Here is a 24,622-nt window from a genome sequence, read left to right on the forward strand (position 1 = left end):
TTTCGCTCGTCATTCGATGTTCTGGACCTGCTCTCGCATCTGCTCGATCAGGACCTTCATGTCCACGCCAATGCGCGTGAGCTCCAGGGCTGCCGACTTGGAGCCCAGGGTGTTGGCCTCGCGATGCAGTTCCTGGATGAGGAAGTCGAGCCGCTTGCCGATCTCGCCGCCCTTCTTGAGCAGGCGCTCGATCTCGTCGAGGTGCGAGTTCAGGCGGGTCAGCTCCTCGGCCACGTCGATGCGGATCGCGAAGGCGGTGGCTTCCGTCAGCGCGCGGTCCTGGGCGGCCTCGGGCAGGGTGCCGCCGGTGCTTTCGGTCAGGCCCATGGCCTCCTTCCAGCGCTCCAGGAAGCGGGTGCGCTGCTGTTCGACCAACTGCGGCACCAGCGGCCCGGCCTGCTGCACCAGGGTGCGCAGCTGGGCCAGGTGGGCCTCGAGCATCTTGGCCAGCCGGGCACCTTCGCGCTGGCGGGCCGACATCAGGCCGTCGAGCGCCTTGCCGGTCACTTCGAGCAGGTCGGGGCCCCAGTCGCCGCGGGCGGCGCTGTCGCCGCCGGCCAGGCGCAGCACGTCGGCCACGCTCAGGTCGCGGGCGCCGGGCAGCCAGGCCTTGATGCTGTCCTGCACCCCGTTGAGCCGCTGGAGCAGCTTGACGGAGGGCTCGACGACGCCCGCCTGGGCGGTGTTCTCGATGGCCGCGCGCACCTCGACCTTGCCGCGCTTGAGCTTGCCCGTGAGCAGCTCGCGCAGCGCGGTTTCATGCTGGCGCAGTTCCTCCGGCAACTTGAAGGTGAGATCGAGGAAGCGGCTGTTGACCGAGCGGATTTCGACCCCGAGCCGGCCCGCCGCGGAGGGCCGTGCTTCGGCTTCGGAGTGGCTGCCTGCGGACCCATTTTGGCCGCTGGCGTAGCCGGTCATGCTGTAAACTGGCATTGCGCCTCACTGTGGTTTTGCTTGCAAGCACCGAGGCGTCGGCACGGCGTTCGCTTGCCGCACCATCGCCTTCGGGCGAAACTCCCGGATTATGTCAAAGGTCAAGCCTTCGCCCCTGCTGCCCGATACGGTCATTGGCGGATACCGCGTTGTACGCCGGCTTTCCGCGGGTGGTTTCGGTGTCGTCTACCTGGCCATCGACCCTGCCGGACAGCAGGTCGCCATCAAGGAGTATCTGCCTTCGTCGCTCGCCACCCGGGGCCCCGACGAACTGGCGCCCCAGGTGCCGCCCGAGAAGCTCTCCCTCTACCGCCTGGGGCTCAAGAGCTTCTTCGAAGAGGGCCGCTCGCTCGCGCAAATTTCGCATGCCTCCGTGGTCAGCGTGCTCAATTTCTTCCGGGAGAACGAGACCGTCTACATGGTCATGAACTACCTGGAGGGCGCCACCCTGCAGGATTTCGTGGTCACGGCGCGCGACCTGAAGAAGCAGAAGGTGTTCCGCGAATCCACCATCCGGTCGCTGTTCGACGAAATCCTGCGCGGGCTGCGCATCGTCCACCAGTACAAGATGCTGCACTTGGACATCAAGCCGGCCAACATCTTCGTGACCGACGATGACCGCGCCGTGCTGATCGACTTCGGCGCCGCGCGCGAGGTGCTCAGCAAGGAAGGCATCTTCATCCGCCCCATGTACACCCCCGGCTTCGCGGCCCCCGAGATGTACCGGCGCGACTCTTCCATGGGCCCCTGGACCGACATCTACGCCATCGGCGCCTGCATCTACGCCTGCATGCAGGGCTACCCGCCCAACGACGCTCCCCGCCGCATCGAGAAAGACCGCCTCAGCCTGTCGCTGTCGCGCCTGCGCGGCGTGTATTCCGACAACCTGATCGAGGTGGTCGAGTGGTGCATGTCGCTCGACCCCCTGTCGCGCCCGCAATCGGTCTTCGCGCTGCAGAAGGAACTCAGCCGCGAGGGAGAGCGCCGCTACACCAAGCTCACCGTGGGCGAGAAGGTGCGGCTGTCCATCGACAACATCCGCTCCTTCGACAAGAAGGGCCTGCCCAAGGCCGCCGCGCCCACCACGCGGCCCGCATGACATCACCATGAAATTTTCCGTCTTCCAGGTCAGCCGCAAGGGCGGCCGTCTCAAGAACGAAGACCGCATGGGCTATTGCTACACGCGGGAATCGGGCCTGTTCGTGCTGGCCGACGGCATGGGCGGCCATCCGGAAGGCGAAGTGGCGGCGCAACTCGCCCTGCAGACCATCGCCGCGCTCTACCAGCGCGAAGCACGCCCGATCGTGAAGGACGTGAAAGCCTTCCTGGCCGAATCGGCCATGGCCGCGCACCAGCAGATCATGCGGTACGCCAGCCACAAGGCCATGCTCGACACGCCGCGCACCACCGTCGTCGCGGCCGTGCTGCAGGGCACCACCGCCACCTGGATGCACTGCGGCGACTCCCGCCTGTACGTGGTGCGCGACGGCCGCCTGCTGACCCGCACGCGCGACCACTCCCACGCCGAGCGCCCCAAGCCGCACGGCTCCGACGCGCCCGTCAACCGCAACCTGCTGCTGACCTGCCTCGGCTCGCCGACCACGCCGCTGTTCGACGTGTCCAGCCCGCTGCAGCTGCAGCGCGGCGACCGCCTCATGCTGTGCTCCGACGGCGTGTGGGGCGTGCTCGACGACGCGCTCATCGTGCACACGCTTTCCTCCGGCAAGCCCGTGTCCGACGCCGCCCCCGACCTCGCCGAAATGGCGCTGCGCAAGGGCGGCGCCCACAGCGACAACGTCACGCTCATCGCCCTCGAATGGGAAATGCCCGACAGCACGGGCGACGACCGCAGCGGCGTGTCCACCGAAACCATAGAAGACGGCGTGTTCGCCTCCACCATCCAGGCAGGCATGCCGTCGGACAACGAGATCGACGACCTCGACGAAGACGCCATCGAGCGCTCCATCGCCGAGATCAACGAAGCCATTCGCCGCTCGGCCGCCCGCAAGACCTGAGCGCGCCGTTCGTTCCTTTTTCTCCTCTTCCGAGTCTCAAACAATGACTGCTTTCACACGAAGCGGCGGCCGTGCCGCCGACCAGCTGCGCCCGGTGCGCATCACCCGCGGCTTCACCATCCACGCCGAAGGCTCGGTGCTGATCGAGTTCGGCCAGACCCGCGTGCTGTGCACCGCGTCGGTCGAAGAGAAAGTGCCGCCGCACAAGAAGGGCAGCGGCGAAGGCTGGGTCACGGCCGAATACGGCATGCTGCCGCGCGCCACCCACACCCGCAGCAGCCGCGAGGCCGCCAAGGGCAAGCAGACCGGCCGCACGCAGGAAATCCAGCGCCTCATCGGCCGCTCGATGCGCGTGGTGTTCGACCTGGCCGCCCTGGGCGAGCGCACCATCCACCTCGACTGCGACGTGCTGCAGGCCGACGGCGGCACGCGCACCGCGGCCATCACCGGCGCCTTCGTGGCCGCGCAGGACGCGGTCAACAAGCTCATCGCCGCCGGCACCCTGGCCGCATCCCCCATCAAGGGCCACGTGGCCGCCATTTCGGTGGGCATCGTCGAAGGCACGCCGCTGCTCGACCTCGAATACACCGAAGACTCCGCCTGCGACACCGACATGAACGTCGTCATGACCGGCGCCGGCCACTTCGTGGAAGTGCAGGGCACCGCCGAAGGCGTGGCCTTCACCCGCGAAGAAATGAACAGCCTGCTCGGCCTGGCCGAAAAGGGCATTGGCGAACTCGTGACCCTGCAGAAGCAGGCGTTGCTCGCCGCCGACTGACCACATCCAGCTACTGGCGCCTGCTTGCAAAGGCGGGCGCCACAGCCACTTTGACTTTCTATGAAACTGGTTCTGGCTTCCAACAACGCAGGCAAGCTCGCCGAACTCCAGCAACTGTTCGCGGAACTGGCCGTCACGCTCGTGCCGCAATCGGCACTGGGCGTGGGCGAGGCTGAAGAACCCTTCCGCACCTTCGTCGAGAACGCGCTGACCAAGGCGCGCCACGCCAGCGCCGCCACCGGCCTGCCGGCCATCGCAGACGACGCCGGCCTGTGCGTCGACGCCTTCGGCGGCCTGCCGGGCGTCGACACCGCCTACTACGCCACCCAGTTCGGCTACGCCAAGGGCGACGCCAACAACGTGAAGGCGCTGCTCGAACAGATGAGCGGTGTCGTCAACCGGCGCGCCGCGCTCGTCAGCACGCTGGTCGCGCTGCGCAGCCACGACGACCCCGAGCCGCTCATCGCCGTGGGCCGCGTCGTCGGCGAGATCGCGCCCGAGCCCGTGGGCGAGAACGGCTTCGGCTTCGACCCCGTGATGTACCTGCCGAGCTTCGGCAAGACCTTCGCCCAGCTGACGCCCGAAATCAAGAACGCCAACAGCCACCGTGGCCGCGCGGCGCAGGCCATGCTGGCCCTGATGCGCGAACGCTGGCTGCCCGCGTAATGGCCACCGTCTTTCCGATCCAGCCGGCGCAGCCCACGGGCGCACCGCAGGCCAACGACGTGCTGCACTGGATGCGGCCCGGCCCGCTGCAGCTCAGCGCGCTGCCGCCGCTGTCGCTCTACATCCACCTGCCGTGGTGCCTGCGCAAGTGCCCGTACTGCGACTTCAATTCGCACGAATGGCGCGCCGCCAGCGAGGCCGACATCGACGGCATTCCAGAGCAGGCGTACATCGACGCGCTCGTGGCCGACCTGGACGCGGCGCTGCCCCTCATCTGGGGGCGCACCGTGCACACCATCTTCATCGGCGGTGGCACGCCGAGCCTTTTTTCGCCGCAAGCCATCGACCGCCTGCTGGGCGACGTGCGCGCGCGCCTGAAGCTCGCGCCCGACTGCGAGATCACGCTCGAGGCCAACCCCGGCACCTTCGAACGCAACCGCTTCCGTGCGTTCCGCGCCGCAGGCGTCACGCGCCTGTCGGTGGGCGTGCAGAGCTTCAACGACGAGCACCTGAAGGCGCTGGGCCGCGTGCATGACCGTGCCCAGGCCATTGCGGCGGTCGAAGAGGCCGCGAGCGCCTTCGACACCTTCAACCTCGACCTGATGTACGCGCTGCCGGGCCAGACGCTGGAGGGCCTGGAAGCCGACCTTTCGCAAGCCCTGTCGCTCGCGCCGCCGCACCTGTCGGTGTACCACCTGACCATAGAGCCCAACACCTGGTTCGCCAAGTTTCCGCCCACGCTGCCCGAGGACGACATCGCCTACGAGATGCTCGACCGCATCACCGAACGCACCAGCGCCGTCGGCATGACGCGCTATGAAGTGTCGGCCTATGCGTGCGAAGGCCATGCCTGCGGGCACAACCGCAACTACTGGGAGTTTGGCGACTACCTTGGCATAGGCGCTGGTGCGCACAGCAAGCTGAGCTTTGCGCACCGCATCGTGCGCCAGGTGCGCTACCGCGAGCCGCGGCTGTACATGGACAACGCGCGCGCCGGCGCCGCCGTGTCGCAGAGCGATGAAGTGGCGCTGGCCGACCTGCCATTCGAGTTCATGCTCAATGCGCTGCGGCTGAAGGCCGGCTTCACGCTGCCCCATTTCAGCGAACGCACGGGGCTCGCGATGACCGCCATCCAGCGCGGCCTGGAAGAGGCCGAACGCAAGGGGCTCCTGGCGCGCGACCTGTTCCGGGTGTGGCCCACCGAACGCGGGCTGGACTTTCTGAGCGATCTGCAGGCGATGTTCCTGCCGGACGGAGAGTAAGGCGCCGCCGTCGGCTTAAAATCTGAGGTTCCGGAGAGTTGGGTGAGTGGTTTAAACCAGCAGTCTTGAAAACTGCCGACGTGAAAGCGTCCGTGAGTTCGAATCTCACACTCTCCGCCAGAATCAATCCCTGGCAGTTTTTGAAAGTCCCGCGCAGCCTCTGCGACGGGACTTTTTCATTGGGGAAATCGTCTTTTGGGGTCCGGCGCAATCTGTTGCGAACTGCCTCTAGCCAAGCACCAAACATGGCATCAGTCATGGTATTTTCTGGCCGATACCATGACCCTTACTGTTAAAGCTGTTGACGCCGCTAAACCGCGCGAGAAGGCCTACAAGCTGACCGATGCGCATGGCCTGTACTTGTTCGTCTCTCCGGCTGGCTCCAAGAGCTGGCGAGCGAACTACACCGCCGGCGGAAAGCAAAAGACGAAGACCTACGGTCTTTACCCGATGGTGAGCCTGGCCGACGCACGGAAAGCGCATGCCTCCGCTAGGGAGGGGGCGCCGGCCATCACAAAAGCGCCAACCTTCGAGGCGGTCGCGCGTGACTGGCTGAGGGCGAAGCTGCCGACGCTCTCTAACGGCAAGCATCAGATTCAGGTGGAGAACACCCTAGAGCGATATGCATTCCCTCAGCTCGGCGCGCGGCCCATCGATTCCATACCTCGCTCGGAATTGGTCACTGTGGTGCGGGCTGCGCAGGCCGGCGGAAAGATCGAAACCGGTCACCGGGTAGCAAGCCGCATATCGGCCGTCTTCGACTTCGCGCAAGACACGGGCGTGCTTCAGCAGCATGGTGCGGCCGGCCTGACGCGCGTGCTCATCGCGCGAAAGACAAAGAAGCCTATGGCAAGCATCCCGGCGGAAGAGGCCGGCGAGCTTATGCGGGCCATTCATGGCTACGAAGACTCGGTGACTCGGCTCGGCCTGCAACTACTGGCTCACACGTTCGTTCGGGTGGGCGAGTTGCGCGGCATGCTGTGGGGTGAGCTGAAAGAAAAAGGCGCGGTGTGGGTGGTGCCGGAGACGCGAATGAAAATGCGCATTCCGCATGTGGTGCCTCTGTCGCGCCAGGCGCAAGCGATTCTTGCGACGCTGCGAGAGATGAGCGGGGATGGTTCGCTCGTGCTTGACTCTCCAATCCGTCCCGGACACCCGCTGTCGGAGAACACGTTTCTGTTTGCTCTCTATCGCTTAGGCTACCGCGGCCGAATGACGGCGCATGGATTTCGTGCCTTGGCATCGACGGTGCTAAATGAACGTTCCGGCTTCCCTCACGACGTAATAGAGAGGCAGCTTGCGCACAAGGAAACGGATGCAGTGCGCGCGGCGTACAACCGCGCAGAGTATCTCGCACAGCGCCGTGAGTTGATGCAATGGTGGTCAGACTGGCTCGACTCTGCCGAAAAAACCAAGATTGCGTAACGGCACCTGCTTGTAAGTACTAATGGCTCCGGTGGGTGATCTCGCCGAAGCTCGCCAGCGTTGCGTGCTTCCCTGCGCGTGGATTAAACCCGTTGATTCCTGAAAATGAATGATGAGGAGAAGAGACAAATGAACGATCAAGCGGAAAAAACTAATGAAGCGGCAGTGCTTAAAATCGGCGCTCCGAGTGGAGGCCCGGCAATCTCCCCAATAGAGAATGTGGCTAAAAATTATATTCAAGCAATAAGGGGTATAGCTCAAACTGCCCAGATTGCGCTCCCGCATTTTGACGAATGGAAGAACGCCGAGCTCAACAAAATTGCGGCGAAACTCAATAAATACGTCCCAATAAAGTCGGAAAAAGAACACACAACATTCAAGTTTACCGCCGCACGCGATTTTGCGGAATTTACAGAAACTTGGCGAGAGTTTAAAGAGCACTTAGGGCAAAACCCTTCGGCTGTTTTGGCAAAAAGTCTATTTACACATCTTTTTGCAGAGTTTGACTCATATATAGGTGAATTGTTAAGGGTAATTTACCTAAAAAGCGACAAGTTAATTAAGGGTATTTCACGTGAAATATCGCTTTCCGATCTGATGGATTTTTCTTCTTTGGCGGATGTCAAGGTTGCGATGGTTGACAAGGAGATCGATACATTTCGGCGAGAAAGTTATATAGAACAATTTGCGGCTTTAGAGAGAAAGTTAGGACTATCGTTAAGAAAATTTAAAGAATGGCCCGCATTTGTTGAACTATCGCAACGCCGGAATCTTTTGATTCATAACGGCGGATTAGTAAGCGAGCAGTACTTGACTGTGTGCGCTAAGGAGAAGTACTCCTTTGCTGACAAGGTGAAAATTGGCGACCCACTCGAAGTTTCTTTTGAATACTTTTCAACTGCCAGTCGCATCCTTTCTAAAGTCGGATTAATGCTGGCTTACACGTTGTGGAGTAAACTTTTCCCTGAAGAGGCGCCGATATTTCATATGTCTTTGAATGAGACCATGTATCACTGCCTACAACACAAACGATGGAAGTTTGTCGGGGAACTCCGCGATTTCGTGCTTAGTGAGCCATTGCGAAAAGACCTGTCGGAAATGGACCTGAGGATTCGAATTATCAACGCTGCCATCGGTTTGAAATTTTCCGGAGATACTGAGGGTGCTAGTGATTTATTGAAATCGGTTGATTGGACGGCGAGCATCAGAGATTTCAAGCTAGCTACGGTTGTGCTAAAAGATGAGTACGCCGAAGCGGTCGAAATCATGAAGAGCATTGGCAAGGCTGGCGAGATCATTCAACAATCTTGTTATCACTCGTGGCCTCTATTTACTGAGTTCAGAAAGCAGCCTGAATTTTATAAGGCATATGCAGAAATTTATGGTGAGCCATTCTCGGAAACTGTTCAAACTTCAGATGGCGCCGTGCGTGCTCAGGCTACAGCGCCCGAGACGCTTCCCACCATTGATATGGGTCAGCCGGTTGGTGAGGCGGAGGTAAGGGAGATCACTCCGAAGAAGGTTGCATCGAAAAGGGCTAAAAGCGCCTCGAAAGCCAAGCCAGTTAAAAGCTAGCACCGCAACATTTATTGACTGAAGTTTCGACGAATCCGCGTAGGTCCGCCACACGCCATCGTGTCAGACCCGCGATTTTTACTGGCTGTGGTAACTGCTGCATTTTGACTTTGTTCCAAAATGTGGAACGACCCATCGATAGCATCGCTGCGGCTTCGGCGGCGGGAACAAGAAGTTTTTCTTTTGCAATTTGGTTCATTTTTGTTGCATTCATTGTTAGGCGGCTGATTTCTGACGGGTGGCTTAAGCGCAAGAAAATGCACGCTTAGCTGGTACTTTTGATGTTGAATCTGATGCGGTCAGGAGAGATTCCAATTTCGCGGGCAATGAAAAGGGACAGTACTTCGACCTGAAGGTGGTTTACGTCCCGTGCATTGGTAATGACCGCTTCGGGTTTGAAGCGGCTTCCGTCCGTTGCGCTGACGTGGGCCCCCTCCGCAGCGCCGGTATGGCCAGGGCGGATAAGTTGCCAAATCACGGCGCCGGCCATGCGCAACGCATGGGCCTCGTTGTCAAACCGTACGTCAGTGACGACGAAGCGGGTTTCGCCTTCGCGACGGTAGTAGGCGAGGTTTCTGATGAGCTGCTGAGTCCAATAGCTTGGCGACTGGGCGCGGCGGTACTCGGTGCCCCACCACTGCATGATTTGCCGTGGGCTGCGCGGCTCGTCGAGCCATTCGTCGCTGAGTGGCGTGCGATGGTCGGGCGACGCGGCCGACAACGACAGGACCACAGCGGCGAGGAAGTCGCGCGGCGCGAGGCGCATGCGTAGTGCGACCGTTGCAACGTTTTTCAAGTGGGGGGCGTTTAGGTCGTCAAGCGATACGCCGAAGGCGTTGGAGACCTCGCCGCGCAGGGCGTCGGCGAAGGCCAGTTTTCGAAAGCGGCCGTGCGCCACCAGTAGGTCGGCCGTGGTGTCTTTGCCGGCGCCGGCGTGGCCGGTCAGCGCGATGAGGTGGTGAAGCGCAGGGCGCTTCACAGGGGGCGTGGTGAAGGTCATAGGGCGAGGCGTAGGGGGGGGCTAGGCGGCTTGTGGGGCTGCGGGGGCGCGCGCGGGCAGAAGCTCGCACGAGGTGATGGCGGCGTGCGTCTCCGGCGACATAGCGCCGGGCATCGCGCGTGGATTGGTGAGCACCAGGCGCAGCGCGTCGCCGGCCTTGAGGTCGGGGTGCCTTGCGCGCCAGTCGGCGGCGGCCTGCCCGGCCCAGCGCGTCACATAGACCTCGACGGTGCGCGGCCCTTGGTTGTCGATCAGGCGCATCTTCAGCACGAACTCGCCCGCGTCGGACTTGTGTTCGCTGACGGCCGGGCGGCCTGGCCGGTCCTTGCTGATGAAGAAAACGCCCGTAGTGATTGTGGTCATGGTGTGCTCCAGCCGTAGACGCACATCGCGGCGAGCACGATGGGCAGGACGATGAAGACCGCCACTGCGGCGACGGTCGCGAGGATGCGCGGCGAGGGCGCGACTGGCGATGTCCTCATGAGGCCAACGCCGGTTTCTTGGAACGAGGTCGAGCGCATGGTCGGCCTTTCAGAATGGGCAAGCCGCGAGGGCGCGGCCCGGGGTGGTGAGGGCGATTTCGAGCGCGATCTCAAACACCTCTTCGTCAGAGGCGCCGTGTCGGCTCGCGAGCAGGGCCGCGCTCATCGGGTTGCGCTCGCAGTACGGCGAACCCGGCCGGTGCTCGTAGTGGTATCCGCCGCACCGGCAGAGCCGGTGGCCGGTTTCGCGCAGGTGCTGCGTGAACAGGCCATAGCTGCGGCGCCGCGTGCGGCACTCGGGGCAACGGAAAAGGAATGCCATCAGGCTGCGTTCGCGGCTGTCTTCAGTGCGTCGATGCGGGCGCGCTCGAAGGCTTCGATTTCCTCCGAGAGCGACGGGTGCTCGGACGAGAGGAATCCGGCCACGTAGTGCCAGTTCGCATGCCCGCACTCTTTGCTCGACTTCATCGCGCGGATGAGCGCTTGCACGGCAGGTGTGCGTCGCGCGCGCGGCGTCCTCATGCATCACCTCGCGCGCAGAGGTTGAGGGCATCGATTTCGCTGTTGAGGGCGCGAGCCCGCTCGGCAAAGTCGGCTGCTGCCGGATGGGTGGGCGCATCCTCGGTGTAGGGCGCGACGGTCGCGTCCACGAGGCCCGGCAAGCTGATGCTGCCGAGCTTCAGCGCTTTGTTGGCGAGCGGCACGCCCATGGCCTGCCAGTTCGCAACGCCGGCGGCGCTGCAGCGGTAGAACGCCTGGCGACGGCCCCGGATGGTACGGACCCAGATGTCTACGCGCGCCGAGCTGGTGGCCGCATGGCGCGTGGCGGCGCGGCTGTCGGTGGCGTGGTTGATTTGTGCGCGTGCCACAGCATCAACCCTCGATGCGGGTGGCTTCGATCACCGGGCAGCCGGTGACTTTCTGTGCCAGTTCGAGGGCGTGCTCTGCATTTGCAGCGTGGAGCTGGACAAACGGCGCGGCGCCGGTGTCCGAGGGGTTCAGGTGCCCGAGGGCATCCCGAGGGGTGTAGTAGCAGCGATAGCGTCTGGCGTTCATGTCCGACTCCAAGTGAAGACGGACGAATACTAGCGGCGCTATCCTTTTGCGTCAATAGCGGCGCTAGGATTAGGTCGGTGCTGATACATGTAGCATTTCGAAACTATGTCCAAGATGCTTTTCTTGTTGTTGGGTGGTCTGGCCTCTGTCGCTGTTGCGGGCGCCTCTGCACAGACGCTCTACCGCTGCGGAAACACTTTCAGTCAGACGCCTTGCGGTGAAGGAGCGCGCGAGGTCCGCGCGTCGGGGGTGGCGCAGCCGGTTGTTCCTCCGCCGCTGGCGCCGATCGATAAGAAGCGTGAGACTGATTTGGCGGCGCGTTGCATCCATGCCATTCGGACCATCCCCTCATGGAAGGATCGCGACAGCTTGAAGATTGCAGTGCCCGAGCGCGCAACGGCTGGGGTGGCGCGCGATGTGGAGGGGCGACGCATTGCCGTTGTCCCGTGGTACGGGCAGGTCAACGCAAAGAACAGCTACGGCGGGTATACCGGCGACAAGATGGCGAACTGCTACTTCGATTCCACCGAATCCCGAATCGTCGATCTATTTATCGCCCCGTAGCGCCAACTTAGAGCTGCTCGCTGCGCCAGGCTGTGAGAATCTTTCCGAAAACCTGGAAGTCCATTCGCTCGGTGATATCAAAGGGGTCGTAGTCGCTGTTGAAGGACTTCGCTCGAAGAATCATCCCGTCCTCCTTGGGAATCCGCTGCAGCTGCTTAATGAACCCTTGCTTCCCGACTCGGAAGAAAAAGACGCCGTCTGTATCCACGACGTTCACGCCCCTGTCGCAGAGAAGTGGATCGCCCGGGTTGTACTTTGGCTTCATTGATGGGCCGAACCCTGTCACGATGCAAAGATTCTTCACGCTTGTGAAGTGGCGAACGTTCATGCGCAACCACTCGTGATCTACGCGCCAGCTCTTAATGAGTCCGGGAGGCTGCTCTTCCAGCTCGAACCCGAATCCCATCGCACCGCCGGTGTCGTACTGCGCAATGATGAGGTCGCCGTTCAAGTCGTTCGGGCGTTGTGGCTGGCCTGCCACTGAGGCGGGATTTAACCGGTCAATCTCCGCCGCCACGCGGGGGCTGAAATCCGCCACGCTGCACTGCAACTCAGCGGCAAAAGCCGCTGCCGCCTTTGGATTCAAAGCGCTTCGACCGTTGAGGTAGTGCCCGACGTTGGCCTGATTTCCAAGGTCGTAGCTCTCGCCGAAGACGGCTTGAGTTCGGTGTGGACGCGAATCCCACAGTTCGCGGAGACGCGCGGCCTCTGCAGCGTGTTCTTCAGTGAGTTTGGATCGTTTGCTGTCGGCCATGATAGAAATTATTAGCGCGGCTGTTGATATGGCAAACTAGCGCCGATATTGACCAATGACACTAGCGCCGCTACTATTCACGGAATGCACAACCTGAAAGTAATCCGTGAACGGCTCTGCGTCACACAGCAGGTGCTCGCCGATGGCATTGGCTGTACGCAGGGGAATATCGGCCACTACGAAAGAGGCCAAACACTGCTGCCTGATGTCGCGGCGAAGCTCATCGTGTTCGCGGCTTCGCGAGGTCTCTGCATTGGCTACGACCATGTGTACGGCGACGCGCCCCTGCCGAGGCTTCGAGCGGAATTCGAGCGTGCGGATGCATAAAGCGTTAGCCGCCGGACCTCGGCCTAGGAAATCCATCCGTTCGCCGGCCGTAGCACGTCTACGGCGGGGGAAAGCACGCGCTCGCACAGTTGTTCCAACGCGGCGCGTTGACGCAGCGCCTGTAGCCCTTGGGCGCCTGCGCTTGCCGTCATCACTTCCATCCATGCCGCGACGTTCTCGCGGCTCAAGTCTGGTTCGACCTCCAGCAGTTGCACGAGCTGCTGCAGGAATTGCTCGATGGCGTCGATGCGCTCCGCCAGCGTCGGAGCAGGACTCGCTTTCGCGAGGCACTGGCTTGTTTTTTCTGAGGTCTGCATGAGGACGAATATCTCAATCGACGAGGCGCACGGCTATGGCGCCGATGAGCCCGTGCCCGACAAGCTGCGCGGCCACGATGCCGCTGCGGCGGCCTACGACACGGCACACGGCTACGAGGGCGGCATCGGCGCGCTTGCCAAGCGCATGGGGCACAACCCCAACACGTTGACCCACAAAGTCAACCTGCAGAACACCACGCATCACCTCACGCTGCGCGATGCCATCGAGATGCAGTGGCAAAGCCGCAATTTCGCCATCCTGCACGCGATGGCGGGCGAGCTGGGCCATACCTGCAGCCGCGCCACGCCGGTCTACTCCGAGGGCGACCCGCTCGATACGCTCGTGCGCATGCAGGTGGCCTATGCCGACTTCGTGCAAGCGATGGGCGAGGCGTTGCTGCGACGCGAGGGCGGCGTGACGCGCAACCAGATGCGCAAGGCCGAGCACATGGCCGCAGAGGTCAACGCGCATGTGGGCCACTGCCTTGGCGTGCTGCGCGGCCTGATGCGGGAGGAACCGAAGTCATGAGCATGAAACTGCTAACGATGGTTTTTGACCGCTATACGGGCGGCCCCGGTGAACGCCTGTTGGCCCTCGCGATGGCCGACTACGCGCGCGACGATGGTTTGCAGATTCGAGCGTCTGTCGCTGCCCTGAGCAAGAAGACCGGGCAGAGCCGCAGCACTGTGCAGCGCCAGCTCACGCGGATGCTCACGGCGGGATGGCTGGTGCGCGTGGAGAGCAGGGCAGGGCGCGGCGGCTTCACGGCCTACCGCATCAGTCCGGCGTGGATCGCAGGGGGCCGAGCGGGCGCATGAGCATCAAGCTGATGACGATGGTGTTCGACCGCTATCCCGAAGGCGGCAGCGAGATGCTGCTCGCCCTGGCGATGGTCGATCACGCGCGCGACGACGGCACCAGCATATGGCCATCGGTCGACGAACTGGCGCGCAAGACGCGGCAGAGCCGCCGCACCGTGCAGCGCCAGATTGCCAAGATGGTGGCTTCCGGCTGGCTTGAGCAGGTGCGGGCGGCAACGGGCAGGCGTGGCCTCACGAACGAGTACCGCGTATCTGCGGCGTGGGTGGCCGGCGAAACGCTCCCTACAACCACGGGTGTCAATTTGACACCCGACGAAAACGCGACCGAAACCGCCACGGGTGACAGATTGACACCCCTCAAAACACCCGAAGTTATCCACACGGGTGACAGATTGACACCCCATGAAGCGGGGTCGAGGGGTGTCACCCGTGACGCGAGGGGTGTCACCGGTGACGCGAGGGGTGACACAGCTATGACACCCGAATCTTCAAGAACCATCATTAACCATACCCCCCTACCCCCCGGCGGGGGGGCGACCGGGTTCGATGAGCTTTTCTCGATCTACCCGAATCAGGACAACAGGTCGAAGGCCGAACGCCGATACCGCCGGCTTGCGCCGACAGCCGCGCAGCAGCAAACGATGCGCGCGGCCATCGAGGCCCAAAGGCTTAGCAAGAGGTGGCAGAAGGACGGCGGTGAGTTCGTGCCCGAATTCGCAACCTGGCTGCGCAACGAGCGTTGGCGCGACGTGCCTCGTGCAACTGGCGCGACTTCGGGTGCATGGCACGAGACGCGCAGCGGCATCGACGCGATGGCCCGCGCCCTGGGCCTTGCCGCATGGGATGAGTCAGCGTTCTCGATGGGTTGCGGCGAGAGCTACCTCGCATTCACCGCACGAGTGCGGCACGCCGTCGATGGGGCAGGGAGTGCCGTATGCGCGTGACCGTTGGATTCGAGGGCAGCGGTCTCGCCAGCGTGCAGGCGCAGCTCGCCAAGCTGTCGGGACAGCAGGCCAAGCAAGCCTATGCTGATGGCCTGAGTGATGGCGGCTTCCGCGCCCGGCGAGAGTGGCAGCGCGAGATGCGTGAGCAGTTCGACCGGCCCACGCCCTACATCCTCAAGAGCGTGTATGTGCGCAAGGCCACGCCCGAGCGGCTGAGCGTGGACATTGAGCCGACCTACTTCGGCGGCAAGGGCGTGGACCCGCAGAAGATTCTGCAGGCGCAAGAGTTCGGCGGCCCGCGGCGCGACAAGCGCAGCGAGGCAGCGCTGCGCCGCATTGGCATCCTGCCTGCCGGCTATCAGACGGCCATGCCTGCCACGCCCTACCCGGGCAGCGATGACGGCCGGGGCAACGTGCGCGGCGGCTTCCTCGTGCGCCTGCTGTCCTACTTCCAAGCCATGGGAGAGCAGGGCTACAGAGCCAACATGACGGACAGGCGCAAGGCCCGTCTGCACAAGGGCACCAAGGACCGCGAGGGCGTGCGCTTCTTCGTTGCATACGGTCGTCTTCGCAGCGGCCCGACACAGCACCTCGCACCTGGCATCTGGGCTGCGACCGGGCAGGACGGATTCATCGTGCGGCCCGTGCTGATGTTCGTTCGTGCTGGCGTCTATGACGCGCGAATCAGCCGCGAGCGCGTTGCCGAGCGTGGAGACCTTCAGGCCTACATCGAGCGCCGCATTCGCTACCGCGTTCGGAAGCTGGTGGGCGAATGACGGGCGCGCTCGACCTGTCGCCCGCCAGGGCGCCGCGCCCCTCCGACCGCACCCCGATGGTGCGGCCCGAGGGTGTCGCGGGTCCTTCGGCAGAGGTGGTCGCTACGGGTAATTCGAACCCCGGACTTGGACTGTTCGGCGGTACTGCTAAGGGGGTTAAGTGAAGGCTGTTGAAGCAATGAGGCAGGCGATTTCGCAGGCCGAGTTTGGCGCATGGGTCGGCGTGAGCGAAGCGCGAGTGAGCCAGCTCATGGCCGAGGGCGTGCTGACGCGCGGTGAGTCCGGCCACGAGTGGCTGATTGCCTACTGCGAGCGCATGCGCGATATGGCGGCCGGGCGTGCCTCGTCGGAGCTGGGCGGCCTCGACCTTGTGCAAGAGCGCGCGGCGCTGGCGCGCGAGCAGCGCCTCGGCATCGCGATCAAGAACGCCGTCGCCCGCGGAGAGTACGCGCCCATCTCGCTCTTGGCCGAGGTGCTGGCGACCGCGAGCCAGTCCGTGTCGGAGCGCTTCGAGCAACTGCCCGGCCTGCTGCGCAAGGTGTGCCCGGAGCTGCCGGACACGGCACGCGACAAGCTCATGTCTGCCATCGCCGATGCGCGCAACCAGTGGGTGCGCGCGACGGCTCGGCTCGTGTCAGAAGCAGTCTCGCCGCCCGAGGACGACGAGCCGGAAGAGGGCGAGGCAGCATGAGCCTGGCCCCGAGCGAAACGCAGCGCGCCGTCATCGCTGCGACCTTGACCGGCCTCGGGCCGCTGAAGATGGAGCGCCCCCAGCCGCTGAGCGCCTGGGCCGAGGACAATTTCTACCTGTCGCCCGAGGCAAGCCACACGCAGGGCGAATGGAAGGCCTACCCGTTCCAGAAGGGCTGGATGGATGCCTTCAGCAATGACGACATCGAAGAGGTGACGGTGCGCAAGGCGAAGCGCGTCGGCTACACGAAGACGCTGCTCGCATTCATCGCCTACAACGCGGCGCACCGCCGGCGCAAGCAAGCGCTGTGGATGCCGACCGACGACGACCGCGACAGCTTCGTGAAGTCCGAAATCGAGCCCATGCTGCGCGACGTGACCGCGCTCAAGGCCGTGACGGTGCCGGGCAAGGAAGACACCATGAAGCTGAAGAGCTTCTTCGGGTCGGTCCTGCACCTGCTAGGCGGCAAGGCAGCACGAGCCTATCGCCGCATCACGGTGGCCGTCGCGATCCTCGACGAAGCCTCTGCCTTCGATGCCAAGATTGAGAAGTCCTCGGACCCGATCACGCTCGCGCGCGGTCGCCTCGAAGGCGCGCCGTTCCCGAAGCTGGTCGCAGGCAGCACCGTGCGTATCAAGGACTTCGACCACATCGAGTACCGCGAGAAGAACGCCGACGTGCGCATGCGATACAACGTGGTGTGCCCGCATTGCGATGCCGAGCACCCGCTGCTGTGGGGCGGGAGGAAGGTGCGCCACGGCTTCAAATGGGACGGCTACGACCATGACACCGTGCGCCACGTCTGCCCGCATTGCCATGAGTCGATCACGCAGGCCGACTACCTGCGCATCTGGGACACGGGCGCAATGTGGGTCAGCGAGTGCGGCCGGTATCGCTACGACCATGACCTGCACGTCTGGACCGATGCGCAGGGCGTTGTCATCCGCGCGCCGCGGCATGTGGCCTTCGTCGAGATGTGGAGCGGCTACAGCCCCCAGCGCGCATGGTCCGACATCGTGCGCGAGTTCCTGGAAGCCACGACCAAGGCGAAGGCCGGCGACACCGCGCCGCTCGAAGGCTTCATCAATGAGACCTTGGCGCAGTATTGGGAGGCCGTTGTGGAGCGCGCCGACGAACACGCGCTCTCACGCCGTGCCGAGGCCTATCGCCGCTTCACGGTGCCGTATGGCGGCCTCGTGCTGGTCACTGGCGTGGACGTGCAGGACAACCGCTTCGAGGTCGTGACCTGGGCCGTTGGCCGCGGCGAGGAAATGTGGTGCATCGACTACAGCGTCATCTACGCCAACCCGGCCGATGAACGCGATTGGGCGCACCTCGATGCCTACCGCCAAACGATCTTTCAGCACGCCAGCGGGCAGGCGATGAAGATTGAAGCCATGGCCGTGGACACCGGTGGCCACTTCACGCACCAGGCCTACAACTACTGCCGCCAGCGCGAACGCGAGCGCGTGTTCGCCGTGCGTGGCGACCCGCAGCCCAGCAAGATGGTGAAGAGCAAGGCCACCGTGCAGGACGTGAACTGGGGCGGCAAGATCATCAAGAAGGGCGTGCGCCTGTGGTACGTCGGCACCGACACGGCAAAGGACTTGATCTATGGCCGTCTGTGCGTCGAGAAGCCCGGCGCCGGATACGTGCACTTCAGCAAGGACTTGCCGCACGAGTTCTACACGCAGTTGACGGCCGAGGCGCGTGTGCCGCAGCGCGTCGCCGGCGGCGAGGCATATCGCTGGATCAAGGCTCCTGGCGCGCGCAATGAAGTGTTGGACTGCACCGTCTACGCCGTCTTCTGCACGCACATGCTCGGCCTGCACCTCTACACCGGGAAGATGTGGCAGCGCTTGGAGTCAATCGTGCAGCCGCCGAACGGAGACCTGTTCGCGGGAGGCCAGCAGCAAGAGGGACCGCACGCCGATGTTTCACGCGAAACGCAGGTGCCCGAGAGCGCGACGGGAAATGTTCCACGCGAAACGCAATCGCTCGAAACCGCTCCAGTCGATGTTTCATGCGAAACGCATCCGACTCGACCAGTGCCCATGCCTGCGGCTGTCGAACAGCCGGCGCCAGAACCGGCGGCGCGTCCGCTGCACGCTCCCGCCCCTGCAAAGCCGGCGCCCGCGCGCCGAACTTTTCAACGCCCGTCACGACAATCCTTCCCCCCTAGATCATGGTGAACGACACAAATAGAAATGACATCGTCCTCGACATCCTCGGTCGTCTGCAGCAAGCGCTCGCCGAGGCCAAGGGAGAGCTTACGCCCGAGCTAGTGAAAGGCATAGAGGCCGACATTCGCGCTGACTGGGGAGGTGACCGGGTGTTCATTGCGAAGCGCCGCAGCGAGGGCCACAGCAGCCGCAATAGCCGCATCTTCCGCGACTACTTGGCGGGTGAGCGGGTCAAGCTGCTATCGCGGCGCTACGAGCTTTCCGAGCGCCAAGTTCTGCGCATCATTAAGATGCCCACGAAGTGAATCGATCTTTCGACAAGACCTGATCCTAGAATTGAGCGAAAGAAAAATTCGAGGAGAAATGAAATGTTCGTTGATCGACCAAAAAGGCTCTATAAATACTTTTCGCCACAGCGGTGGACCTTTTTTCAAGACCTCCGTCTGAGGTATAGCCCCTTTGGGGTGTTCAACGACCCCTTCGAGGGGCGCCCGGATATCACGGCATTTGCTGGGCCAGAAACTCAAATCCGCAACGTGAAAAATGCGTTGAAAGGGGTGGTTGACGAGCTCTATCCCAACCTATCAGTGGAAGATCGTGAGCGAATAGCGATTGAAAAATATCAAGAGCTGTCAGCGAGCGAGGCCTTGACGGCGGACTTAAACCAGCAAATTTCGAGCTTCTTCGCAGCTCAAAAGATCTCAATGTATGAGAAGTTCGATTCGCTGATCGGAGCCCTCTGTCTATGCGAAGAGCGCTACAACTTGTTGATGTGGGCTCACTACGCCGATAGCCATACTGGCTTTCAACTCGAGTTTGATTCGGCGCATGTCGCGAAAACAAAAACGGGCAGCGAGAGGCCCTTGCACAGGGTCCGCTATCAAGAAAGAAGACCTAGCGGTACCCTTGAGGATCTATCCGAGGTGGAAGTGATGCTCAGTAAAAGTAGCCACTGGAGCTACGAGCGCGAATGGCGCGTCTTTGCTCGTTTGGCCGACGCAGTCGAAACCAAAACGTCAACGCCCTATTCGGTTTGCCTTTTCGATGTCTTACCTCAGGCTGTCACTGGGATTGTCCTCGGGGCGCGAATTGATCCCGGTATCGAGATGAACATAAGAGATGCGTTGAGGTTGAACGGAAACCTCAGCCATGTTCAGGTATACCGCGCCGAACCAGACCAAACACACTACTTCTTGAATTACGTTCCCGCGTAGCGTGGTGCGCTGCAATCCGAGCGAGGTTGACAGTTGCAACCTCGCCACGAGGTGACACGAAGCGCCTTGTTGATGTCAGTCTCAGGCTTCGATAGTCCGGTCAACACTGACCAAAGGTCCGACTGTGACTATCGACACCTCCAACCCCGAACCCATCTCCATCATTCCTGGCGATACCGTCAAGTGGGCACGAAGCCTCCCGCGCTACCCGGCCTCAGCCGGATGGGCGTTGAGTTACGAGCTACTCAACGCGATGCATCGCTACGAGATTCCGGCCACCGCTGACGGCGATGCCTTCCGCGTCGTCGTGTCGGCTCAGACCTCGCAGAGCTACGCGCCTGGCTCCTATGACTGGCGGGCGCGCGTCACGAACGCCGATGAGGTCTACACCGTCGCTAGCGGGCGGATGACCGTGGCGCTGTCCTTCGGTGCAGCCGGTGATGTTCGCTCGCATGCCCGCCGCACGCTCGACGCCATCGAGGCGGTGCTCGAAGGCCGGGCCACGAGCGCCACCGCCGAATACGAAATCAACGGCCGTCGCCTGAAGTACATCCCGCTCAACGAGCTGCATGCGATGCGCTCGAAGTACCAACGGGAGGTTGCAGCGGAAGAGGGCAAGAGCGGACCGCGGGGCGTGTCCGGTCGCATCTCGGTGAGGTTCGGCGCATGAAGGCCCCGGCATTTCTTCGCAACCTGTTTCGCGGCAAGGTCGTTGGCAAGAAACAGGTGCGCCGCTTTCAGGCCGCGCGCGTTGACCGCCTTACCGCCGACTGGATCGCCACCTATTCCAGCATCAACGAAGAGCTGCGCAGTGACCTCGACAGGCTTCGCGCACGGGCGCGCGAGCTGCGCAACAACAACGACTACGCGCGCAAGTTCTGCGGCATGGTCGAAACCAACATGGTCGGGCCGGCCGGCTTCGTGATGCAGGCGCGCGTCGAGAACGCGCCCAACAAGGCCGACAAACTCGCGAACGATGCCATTGAAGCGGCCTTCGTGCGCTGGCAGGCCGTGTGCGACGTGACGGGCCGGCAGTCCCTGCGAGATATGTGTGAAACCCTCGTAGGTGGTCTCCCGTGCGATGGTGAGTTTCTTGTGCGCCTCGTGCGCGGTGCTGATGCCCGCAACGAATTCAACTTCGCGCTGCAGCTCATCGACGTGGACCGCATCGATACGACATTCAACGGCGTTGAGCCCTCGACGGGTAACACCGTCATCATGGGCATCGAGGTGGACGCCTACCGCCGCACCGTCGCGGTTCATATCTTCGAGGCGCATCCCAACGACGGCATGCGCACATCTCGCCAGCGCGTGCGCCTGCCGGCCGAGGACATCATCCACGGCTTCAAGGTCGAGCGTGCCGAGCAGGTGCGCGGCATCCCGTGGATGGCGCCGGGCATGCTGAGCCTGCATCACCTGGGCGGCTTCATGCTGGCTGCAGTGCTCGCCGCCGAGCACGGCGCGAATCACTTCGGCTTCTTCACGCAGAACCAAGACGCCGCTCCCGGCACGCTGCCCATCGGTCAGCAAGACGATGACGGTGAAGCCATCACGACTAGCCAGCCTGGCGTCTATGACACGCTGCCGCCTGGCTACGACTTCAAGCCTCATGAGAGCAAATACCCGAATGAGGTCTTCGGTCCCTTCGTGAAGACGGCGCTACAGCGCGTGGCGAGCGGGTGGCGGGTGTCCTATCACGCACTTGCGAACGACCTCGAAGGCGTCAACTTCTCCAGCATCCGAAGCGGCACGCTCGACGAACGCGACCGGTGGTCATCCGATCAGCAATGGTTCATCGACATCTTGCTCAAGCGCGTGCGCGCTGAGTGGATGGTGATGTCTCTGCTGTCGAATGCCATCACGATGCCCAACGGCAGTCCGTTGCCTGCGGCGAAGGTCGCGAAGTTTGCGCCCCACGATTGGCTTGGCCGCCGTTGGGAATGGGTGGACCCGTTGAAGGACATGAACGCGCGCATTGCCGGTGTGGGGGCTGGTCTGGTGGCGCCTCAAGACCTGAGCGCGCAGATGGGCCGCGACTTCTACGACACCATGCTGAAGATCAAAGAGGCGCAGGACCTTGCGAAGCAGCTTGGCATCGTGCTGCCTGCCTACGCCCTGAAGGTGGCCGAGCCCGCTCTGAAGCCGGCGCCGAAGGGGCGGCCTGCAGAGCCCGAGGAAGAGCACGAAGAGGAAGAAGCCACGGCCTAGTGACATTGCGCGCCTTATGAATGTCAGTGCCGCGCCGTTGCAATAGCGGCATGACTTCAAGTCTCCCTCAAGCTCTTCGCGAGCATCTGCCCACCGGTCAACTCAAGCGCGCTTTCGTTGTGGAGCGTGCCTCCATCGACGAAGAGGCGCGCACCGTGAAGCTCGCTTTCGCGAGCGAAACGCCGGTCAATCGCGGCTGGTTCATCGAGGTGTTGGACCTCAGTCGCAAGTCAATGCGCACCGGCCGCCTCACCGCCGGCGCGAACCTCCTTTGTGACCACGACACACGAGATGTTGTCGCGGTCGTTGAGTCTGTGGAAATCGGTTCGGACAAGGTAGCCCGTGCCGTGGTGCGCTTCGGTCGAAGCGTGCGCGCAGAGGAAGTCTTCCGCGACGTGATTGACGGCATTCGCGTCAACGTTTCGGTGGGCTACATCATCCACGAAGCCATTCTGGAAGGCACGAAGGACGGGTATGACACCTACCGCGTGACCGACTGGGAGCCCTTCGAGTTGTCTCTGGTCAGCGTGCCGGCGGACGCGACTGTCGGTGTCGGCCGCAGTCTCGCCGCAGACCCGCAGGCCGCTCCTTCCCTTCCTTCCATTTCCCCATCTTCTACGGAGAACCGCGCCATGACGACGCCTGCAAACACGCCCGCCGCCAACCCGGCACCTGTCATCGAAACCCCCGCCGTGCGCAATCACGCCAGCGAAATCAGCAAGATCGCCGCCGCAATGCCTGGCGGTGCCGAACTGGCGATGCGCTCCATTCAAGCCGGCCACACGGTCGAGCAGTTCCAAGCCGAGGCGATTCGCTCGCTCTCGTCCAAGCCCGTGCCCACCGCCGACATCGGCCTGACGCCGAAGGAAACACGCCGCTTTAGCATGGTGCGCGCCCTTAACGCGCTTGCCAGCCCTGGCGACGTGGCGGCCCGCAGCGCGGCGGCCTTCGAGTTCGAATGCTCCGCCGCGACCTCGCAGAAGCTCGGTAAGGCAGCGCGCGGCATCATGATTCCTTTCGAAGTTCAGAAGCGCGACCTCGTGGTGGGCACGCCATCGGCCGGCGGCAACCTCGTGGGCACCGACCTGATGGCCGGTGACTTCATCACCATCCTGCGCGATGCGATGGTGCTGAATCAGCTTGGCGTGCGCTTCCTCTCGGGGCTGGTGGGAAACATCGCTATCCCTAAGCAAACGGGCTCGGGTAGCGCCTACTGGGTGGCCGAAGGTCAGGCGCCCACCGAAAGCGGCGCCGCCATCGGGCAAGTGGCGATGTCGCCGAAGACGGTCGGCGCTTTCACTGACATCAGCCGCAAGCTGCTGCTGCAGTCGAGCATCGATGTCGAGAGCTTCGTCTCGGCAGACTTGGCAATGGTGCTTGGCCTGGCGATCCAGCGCGCGGCCATCGCCGGCGGCGGCACTGCCAACGAGCCGAGCGGCATCCTCGCGAGGATCGCGGCGAGCGTTTTCGGTGGCGCAAACGGTGGCGCGCCCGACTGGGAAAACGTGGTGGACCTCGAAACCGCGGTGTCGGTCGCGAATGCGGACGTGGGCACCCTGGCCTATCTCACGAATGCGAAGGTGCGCGGCAAGCTCAAGAAGACCTTCGTCGATGGTCCCGGCACGGGCGAGCGCGTGTGGCAGAAGGGCAGCGAGCCGCTCAACGGCTACCGCGCCGCAGTCACCAACGCGGTGCCAAGCAACATCTCGAAGGGGACCGGCACGGACCTGTCGGCTCTCATCTTCGGCAACTTCGCAGACCTCGTGATTGGCATGTGGGGTGGCCTTGACCTGATGGTCAATCCCTACGTGTTCAGCGAGACGGGCACCGTTCGCGTGACGGCGCTGCAAGACGTGGATGTCGGCGTGCGCAATAACGAGAGCTTCGCAACGATGGAAGACGTGCTCACCGCGTAAGTCCATGTTTGCCGAAGACCTTTCCGTTTTCTTCAGCGACTTCGCGGTGAGCGCTTCTTTCACCGTCGAAGGCGTGCAGAAGACCGCGCGCGTCCTCTTCGATCACCCGTATGCGGCGCCCTTCGGGGCGCAGGTCGATGCGGACGCCCCGGCGTGCCAAGGCGCGACGGTGGACCTCGCCGGCCTGCAGCGTGATGACGCGATCACCGTAGACGGGCGAGCGTTCGAAGTGGTGCGCGCCGAGGCGGACGGCACCGGCGTGACCAACCTCGTTCTGCGGAGCGCCTGAGATGTTCCTGCTCGAAATCAACATCTGCGAACGGCTGCGGGCTGCCTTGCCTGCATGGGAAGTCATGGGCTGGTCCACGGGTAAAGGCAACCGCGACGCCGGTGCGCTTGTGTCAGTGATGTTCGCTGCAGGCGCGCTGGCCGACGTGAAGGAAGGCGCGGTAGGTCTGGCACCTGGCTGGAACGTGCTGCTTTCGGTCAAGCGCGGTCCATCCGCTGCGGCGTTGCTCGACACAGCGATTTCAACCGTTGTCGAGCAGCTTCACAACTGGGCGCCCGGCGAGGCCGGCGGTCGCAATTGGGGCGCGCTGAAGCTGGCGCGCTTCGCTCCCCCTGAGTTCGCAGACGGCGGCCTCATCGGCATCGAGCTTCTTTTCTCAACGACTGGCCGCTACTTCGGCCAAGAGTGAACCAACCAACGGAGCC

At 63.0% G+C, this 24,622-nt stretch carries 33 protein-coding genes and 1 tRNA gene; 23 read left to right on the top strand and 11 right to left on the bottom strand.

Features of this window, described 5'->3' with window-relative positions:
- Positions 1–9: 9 nt before the first annotated feature.
- On the bottom strand, positions 10–933 hold the full coding sequence (locus tag C4F17_RS24140) for a YicC/YloC family endoribonuclease (RefSeq protein ID WP_106936933.1): 924 nt from the start codon (positions 931–933) through the stop codon (positions 10–12).
- A 91-nt stretch (positions 934–1,024) separates the two neighbouring features.
- Here C4F17_RS24140 and C4F17_RS24145 point away from each other — a divergent pair, with 91 nt between their 5' ends.
- From C4F17_RS24145 to C4F17_RS32870, 8 genes are all read left to right on the top strand, one after another.
- Positions 1,025–2,032: a serine/threonine protein kinase gene (locus C4F17_RS24145; RefSeq protein WP_081269837.1), complete on the top strand. Its 1,008-nt coding sequence runs from the start codon at positions 1,025–1,027 to the stop codon at positions 2,030–2,032.
- A 7-nt stretch (positions 2,033–2,039) separates the two neighbouring features.
- Entirely contained in the window at positions 2,040–2,948 is a 909-nt protein-coding gene (locus C4F17_RS24150; protein WP_081269836.1) for a PP2C family protein-serine/threonine phosphatase, read from the top strand.
- A gap of 43 nt (positions 2,949–2,991) precedes the next feature.
- On the top strand, positions 2,992–3,726 hold the full coding sequence (rph, locus tag C4F17_RS24155; protein WP_106936934.1) for a ribonuclease PH: 735 nt from the start codon (positions 2,992–2,994) through the stop codon (positions 3,724–3,726).
- 60 nt (positions 3,727–3,786) lie between these two features.
- Positions 3,787–4,392 carry an RdgB/HAM1 family non-canonical purine NTP pyrophosphatase gene (rdgB, locus tag C4F17_RS24160; protein ID WP_106936935.1) on the top strand — a complete coding sequence of 202 codons (606 nt, stop codon included), beginning with the start codon at positions 3,787–3,789 and terminating at the stop codon, positions 4,390–4,392.
- Positions 4,392–5,654 carry a radical SAM family heme chaperone HemW gene (gene hemW / locus C4F17_RS24165; protein ID WP_106936936.1) on the top strand — a complete coding sequence of 421 codons (1,263 nt, stop codon included), beginning with the start codon at positions 4,392–4,394 and terminating at the stop codon, positions 5,652–5,654. The genes rdgB and hemW overlap by 1 nt, the downstream gene beginning before the upstream one ends.
- Positions 5,655–5,686: 32 nt before the next feature.
- A tRNA-Ser gene (locus C4F17_RS24170) sits at positions 5,687–5,774 on the top strand.
- Positions 5,775–5,933: 159 nt separating this feature from the next.
- Positions 5,934–7,079 carry a tyrosine-type recombinase/integrase gene (locus C4F17_RS24175; protein WP_106936937.1) on the top strand — a complete coding sequence of 382 codons (1,146 nt, stop codon included), beginning with the start codon at positions 5,934–5,936 and terminating at the stop codon, positions 7,077–7,079.
- Between the two features lie 129 nt (positions 7,080–7,208).
- Entirely contained in the window at positions 7,209–8,654 is a 1,446-nt protein-coding gene (locus tag C4F17_RS32870; protein ID WP_159053695.1) for a hypothetical protein, read from the top strand.
- On the opposite strand, the gene C4F17_RS24180 is transcribed toward C4F17_RS32870, so the two are convergent.
- From C4F17_RS24180 to C4F17_RS24210, 8 genes are all read right to left on the bottom strand, one after another.
- Positions 8,644–8,853: a helix-turn-helix transcriptional regulator gene (locus C4F17_RS24180; protein ID WP_106936938.1), complete on the bottom strand. Its 210-nt coding sequence runs from the start codon at positions 8,851–8,853 to the stop codon at positions 8,644–8,646. The two genes, C4F17_RS32870 and C4F17_RS24180, sit on opposite strands and share 11 nt — an antisense overlap.
- Before the next feature lie 66 nt (positions 8,854–8,919).
- Positions 8,920–9,654 (bottom strand): deoxynucleotide monophosphate kinase family protein, encoded by a 735-nt coding sequence (locus C4F17_RS24185; protein ID WP_159053696.1) that lies wholly within the window; start codon positions 9,652–9,654, stop codon positions 8,920–8,922.
- A 21-nt stretch (positions 9,655–9,675) separates the two neighbouring features.
- Positions 9,676–10,017, bottom strand: coding sequence for a hypothetical protein (locus C4F17_RS24190; protein WP_106936940.1), 342 nt, complete (start codon positions 10,015–10,017; stop codon positions 9,676–9,678).
- A complete protein-coding gene (locus C4F17_RS33660) occupies positions 10,014–10,136 on the bottom strand; it encodes a hypothetical protein (RefSeq protein WP_267898699.1) in 123 nt (40 codons plus the stop codon). The genes C4F17_RS24190 and C4F17_RS33660 overlap by 4 nt, the downstream gene beginning before the upstream one ends.
- 49 nt (positions 10,137–10,185) lie before the next feature.
- On the bottom strand, positions 10,186–10,458 hold the full coding sequence (locus C4F17_RS24195) for a hypothetical protein (protein WP_106936941.1): 273 nt from the start codon (positions 10,456–10,458) through the stop codon (positions 10,186–10,188).
- Positions 10,458–10,604, bottom strand: a complete 147-nt coding sequence (locus C4F17_RS24200; RefSeq protein WP_159053697.1) for a hypothetical protein — start codon at positions 10,602–10,604, stop codon at positions 10,458–10,460. The genes C4F17_RS24195 and C4F17_RS24200 overlap by 1 nt, the downstream gene beginning before the upstream one ends.
- Positions 10,605–10,654: 50 nt before the next feature.
- Positions 10,655–11,005, bottom strand: a complete 351-nt coding sequence (locus C4F17_RS24205; protein WP_106936943.1) for a hypothetical protein — start codon at positions 11,003–11,005, stop codon at positions 10,655–10,657.
- A 4-nt stretch (positions 11,006–11,009) separates the two neighbouring features.
- On the bottom strand, positions 11,010–11,192 hold the full coding sequence (locus C4F17_RS24210) for a hypothetical protein (protein ID WP_159053698.1): 183 nt from the start codon (positions 11,190–11,192) through the stop codon (positions 11,010–11,012).
- Between the two features lie 105 nt (positions 11,193–11,297).
- Here C4F17_RS24210 and C4F17_RS24215 point away from each other — a divergent pair, with 105 nt between their 5' ends.
- Positions 11,298–11,756, top strand: a complete 459-nt coding sequence (locus C4F17_RS24215; protein ID WP_106936945.1) for a hypothetical protein — start codon at positions 11,298–11,300, stop codon at positions 11,754–11,756.
- Between the two features lie 7 nt (positions 11,757–11,763).
- Here the strand turns inward: C4F17_RS24215 and C4F17_RS24220 are convergent, their stop codons facing one another.
- Positions 11,764–12,510, bottom strand: a complete 747-nt coding sequence (locus tag C4F17_RS24220; protein WP_106936946.1) for a S24 family peptidase — start codon at positions 12,508–12,510, stop codon at positions 11,764–11,766.
- A gap of 84 nt (positions 12,511–12,594) precedes the next feature.
- Between C4F17_RS24220 and C4F17_RS24225 the strand changes: the two genes are divergently transcribed.
- Positions 12,595–12,837: a helix-turn-helix domain-containing protein gene (locus C4F17_RS24225; RefSeq protein WP_106936947.1), complete on the top strand. Its 243-nt coding sequence runs from the start codon at positions 12,595–12,597 to the stop codon at positions 12,835–12,837.
- A 23-nt stretch (positions 12,838–12,860) separates the two neighbouring features.
- Here C4F17_RS24225 and C4F17_RS24230 read toward each other — a convergent pair whose 3' ends face one another.
- Positions 12,861–13,154 carry a hypothetical protein gene (locus C4F17_RS24230; RefSeq protein WP_106936948.1) on the bottom strand — a complete coding sequence of 98 codons (294 nt, stop codon included), beginning with the start codon at positions 13,152–13,154 and terminating at the stop codon, positions 12,861–12,863.
- Here C4F17_RS24230 and C4F17_RS24235 point away from each other — a divergent pair.
- The 13 genes from C4F17_RS24235 to C4F17_RS24290 all read left to right on the top strand — a co-directional run bounded on the left by C4F17_RS24235 (position 13,153) and on the right by C4F17_RS24290 (position 24,606).
- A complete protein-coding gene (locus C4F17_RS24235; RefSeq protein WP_106936949.1) occupies positions 13,153–13,683 on the top strand; it encodes a phage regulatory CII family protein in 531 nt (176 codons plus the stop codon). The genes C4F17_RS24230 and C4F17_RS24235 overlap by 2 nt on opposite strands.
- The gene (locus tag C4F17_RS32875) at positions 13,680–13,973 is read left to right on the top strand and encodes a MarR family transcriptional regulator (protein ID WP_159053699.1); all 294 of its coding nucleotides are present in this window, start codon (positions 13,680–13,682) and stop codon (positions 13,971–13,973) included. The genes C4F17_RS24235 and C4F17_RS32875 overlap by 4 nt, the downstream gene beginning before the upstream one ends.
- A complete protein-coding gene (locus C4F17_RS24240) occupies positions 13,970–14,920 on the top strand; it encodes a helix-turn-helix domain-containing protein (RefSeq protein WP_159053700.1) in 951 nt (316 codons plus the stop codon). Before C4F17_RS32875 ends, C4F17_RS24240 begins: the two co-directional genes overlap by 4 nt.
- Positions 14,911–15,696, top strand: coding sequence for a hypothetical protein (locus tag C4F17_RS24245; RefSeq protein ID WP_106936951.1), 786 nt, complete (start codon positions 14,911–14,913; stop codon positions 15,694–15,696). Before C4F17_RS24240 ends, C4F17_RS24245 begins: the two co-directional genes overlap by 10 nt.
- A 178-nt stretch (positions 15,697–15,874) precedes the next feature.
- Complete coding sequence (locus C4F17_RS24250) at positions 15,875–16,387, top strand: hypothetical protein (protein ID WP_106936952.1); 513 nt, start codon at positions 15,875–15,877, stop codon at positions 16,385–16,387.
- On the top strand, positions 16,384–18,579 hold the full coding sequence (locus tag C4F17_RS24255; RefSeq protein ID WP_106936953.1) for a phage terminase large subunit family protein: 2,196 nt from the start codon (positions 16,384–16,386) through the stop codon (positions 18,577–18,579). The genes C4F17_RS24250 and C4F17_RS24255 overlap by 4 nt, the downstream gene beginning before the upstream one ends.
- Positions 18,573–18,875, top strand: a complete 303-nt coding sequence (locus C4F17_RS24260) for a Mor transcription activator family protein (protein WP_106936954.1) — start codon at positions 18,573–18,575, stop codon at positions 18,873–18,875. The genes C4F17_RS24255 and C4F17_RS24260 overlap by 7 nt, the downstream gene beginning before the upstream one ends.
- 63 nt (positions 18,876–18,938) lie before the next feature.
- Positions 18,939–19,784: a DUF2971 domain-containing protein gene (locus C4F17_RS24265; RefSeq protein WP_106936955.1), complete on the top strand. Its 846-nt coding sequence runs from the start codon at positions 18,939–18,941 to the stop codon at positions 19,782–19,784.
- 124 nt (positions 19,785–19,908) lie between these two features.
- Positions 19,909–20,454: a hypothetical protein gene (locus tag C4F17_RS24270; protein ID WP_159053701.1), complete on the top strand. Its 546-nt coding sequence runs from the start codon at positions 19,909–19,911 to the stop codon at positions 20,452–20,454.
- Positions 20,451–21,992, top strand: a complete 1,542-nt coding sequence (locus C4F17_RS24275; RefSeq protein ID WP_106936957.1) for a phage portal protein — start codon at positions 20,451–20,453, stop codon at positions 21,990–21,992. Before C4F17_RS24270 ends, C4F17_RS24275 begins: the two co-directional genes overlap by 4 nt.
- 50 nt (positions 21,993–22,042) lie before the next feature.
- Entirely contained in the window at positions 22,043–23,908 is a 1,866-nt protein-coding gene (locus tag C4F17_RS24280) for a phage major capsid protein (protein ID WP_106936958.1), read from the top strand.
- A 4-nt stretch (positions 23,909–23,912) separates the two neighbouring features.
- The gene (locus C4F17_RS24285) at positions 23,913–24,197 is read left to right on the top strand and encodes a head-tail joining protein (RefSeq protein WP_106936959.1); all 285 of its coding nucleotides are present in this window, start codon (positions 23,913–23,915) and stop codon (positions 24,195–24,197) included.
- Between the two features lies 1 nt (position 24,198).
- Complete coding sequence (locus C4F17_RS24290) at positions 24,199–24,606, top strand: hypothetical protein (protein WP_106936960.1); 408 nt, start codon at positions 24,199–24,201, stop codon at positions 24,604–24,606.
- Positions 24,607–24,622: the final 16 nt, after the last annotated feature.

Source organism: Variovorax sp. PMC12 (assembly GCF_003019815.1).
Classification (GTDB): Bacteria; Pseudomonadota; Gammaproteobacteria; order Burkholderiales; family Burkholderiaceae_C; genus Variovorax.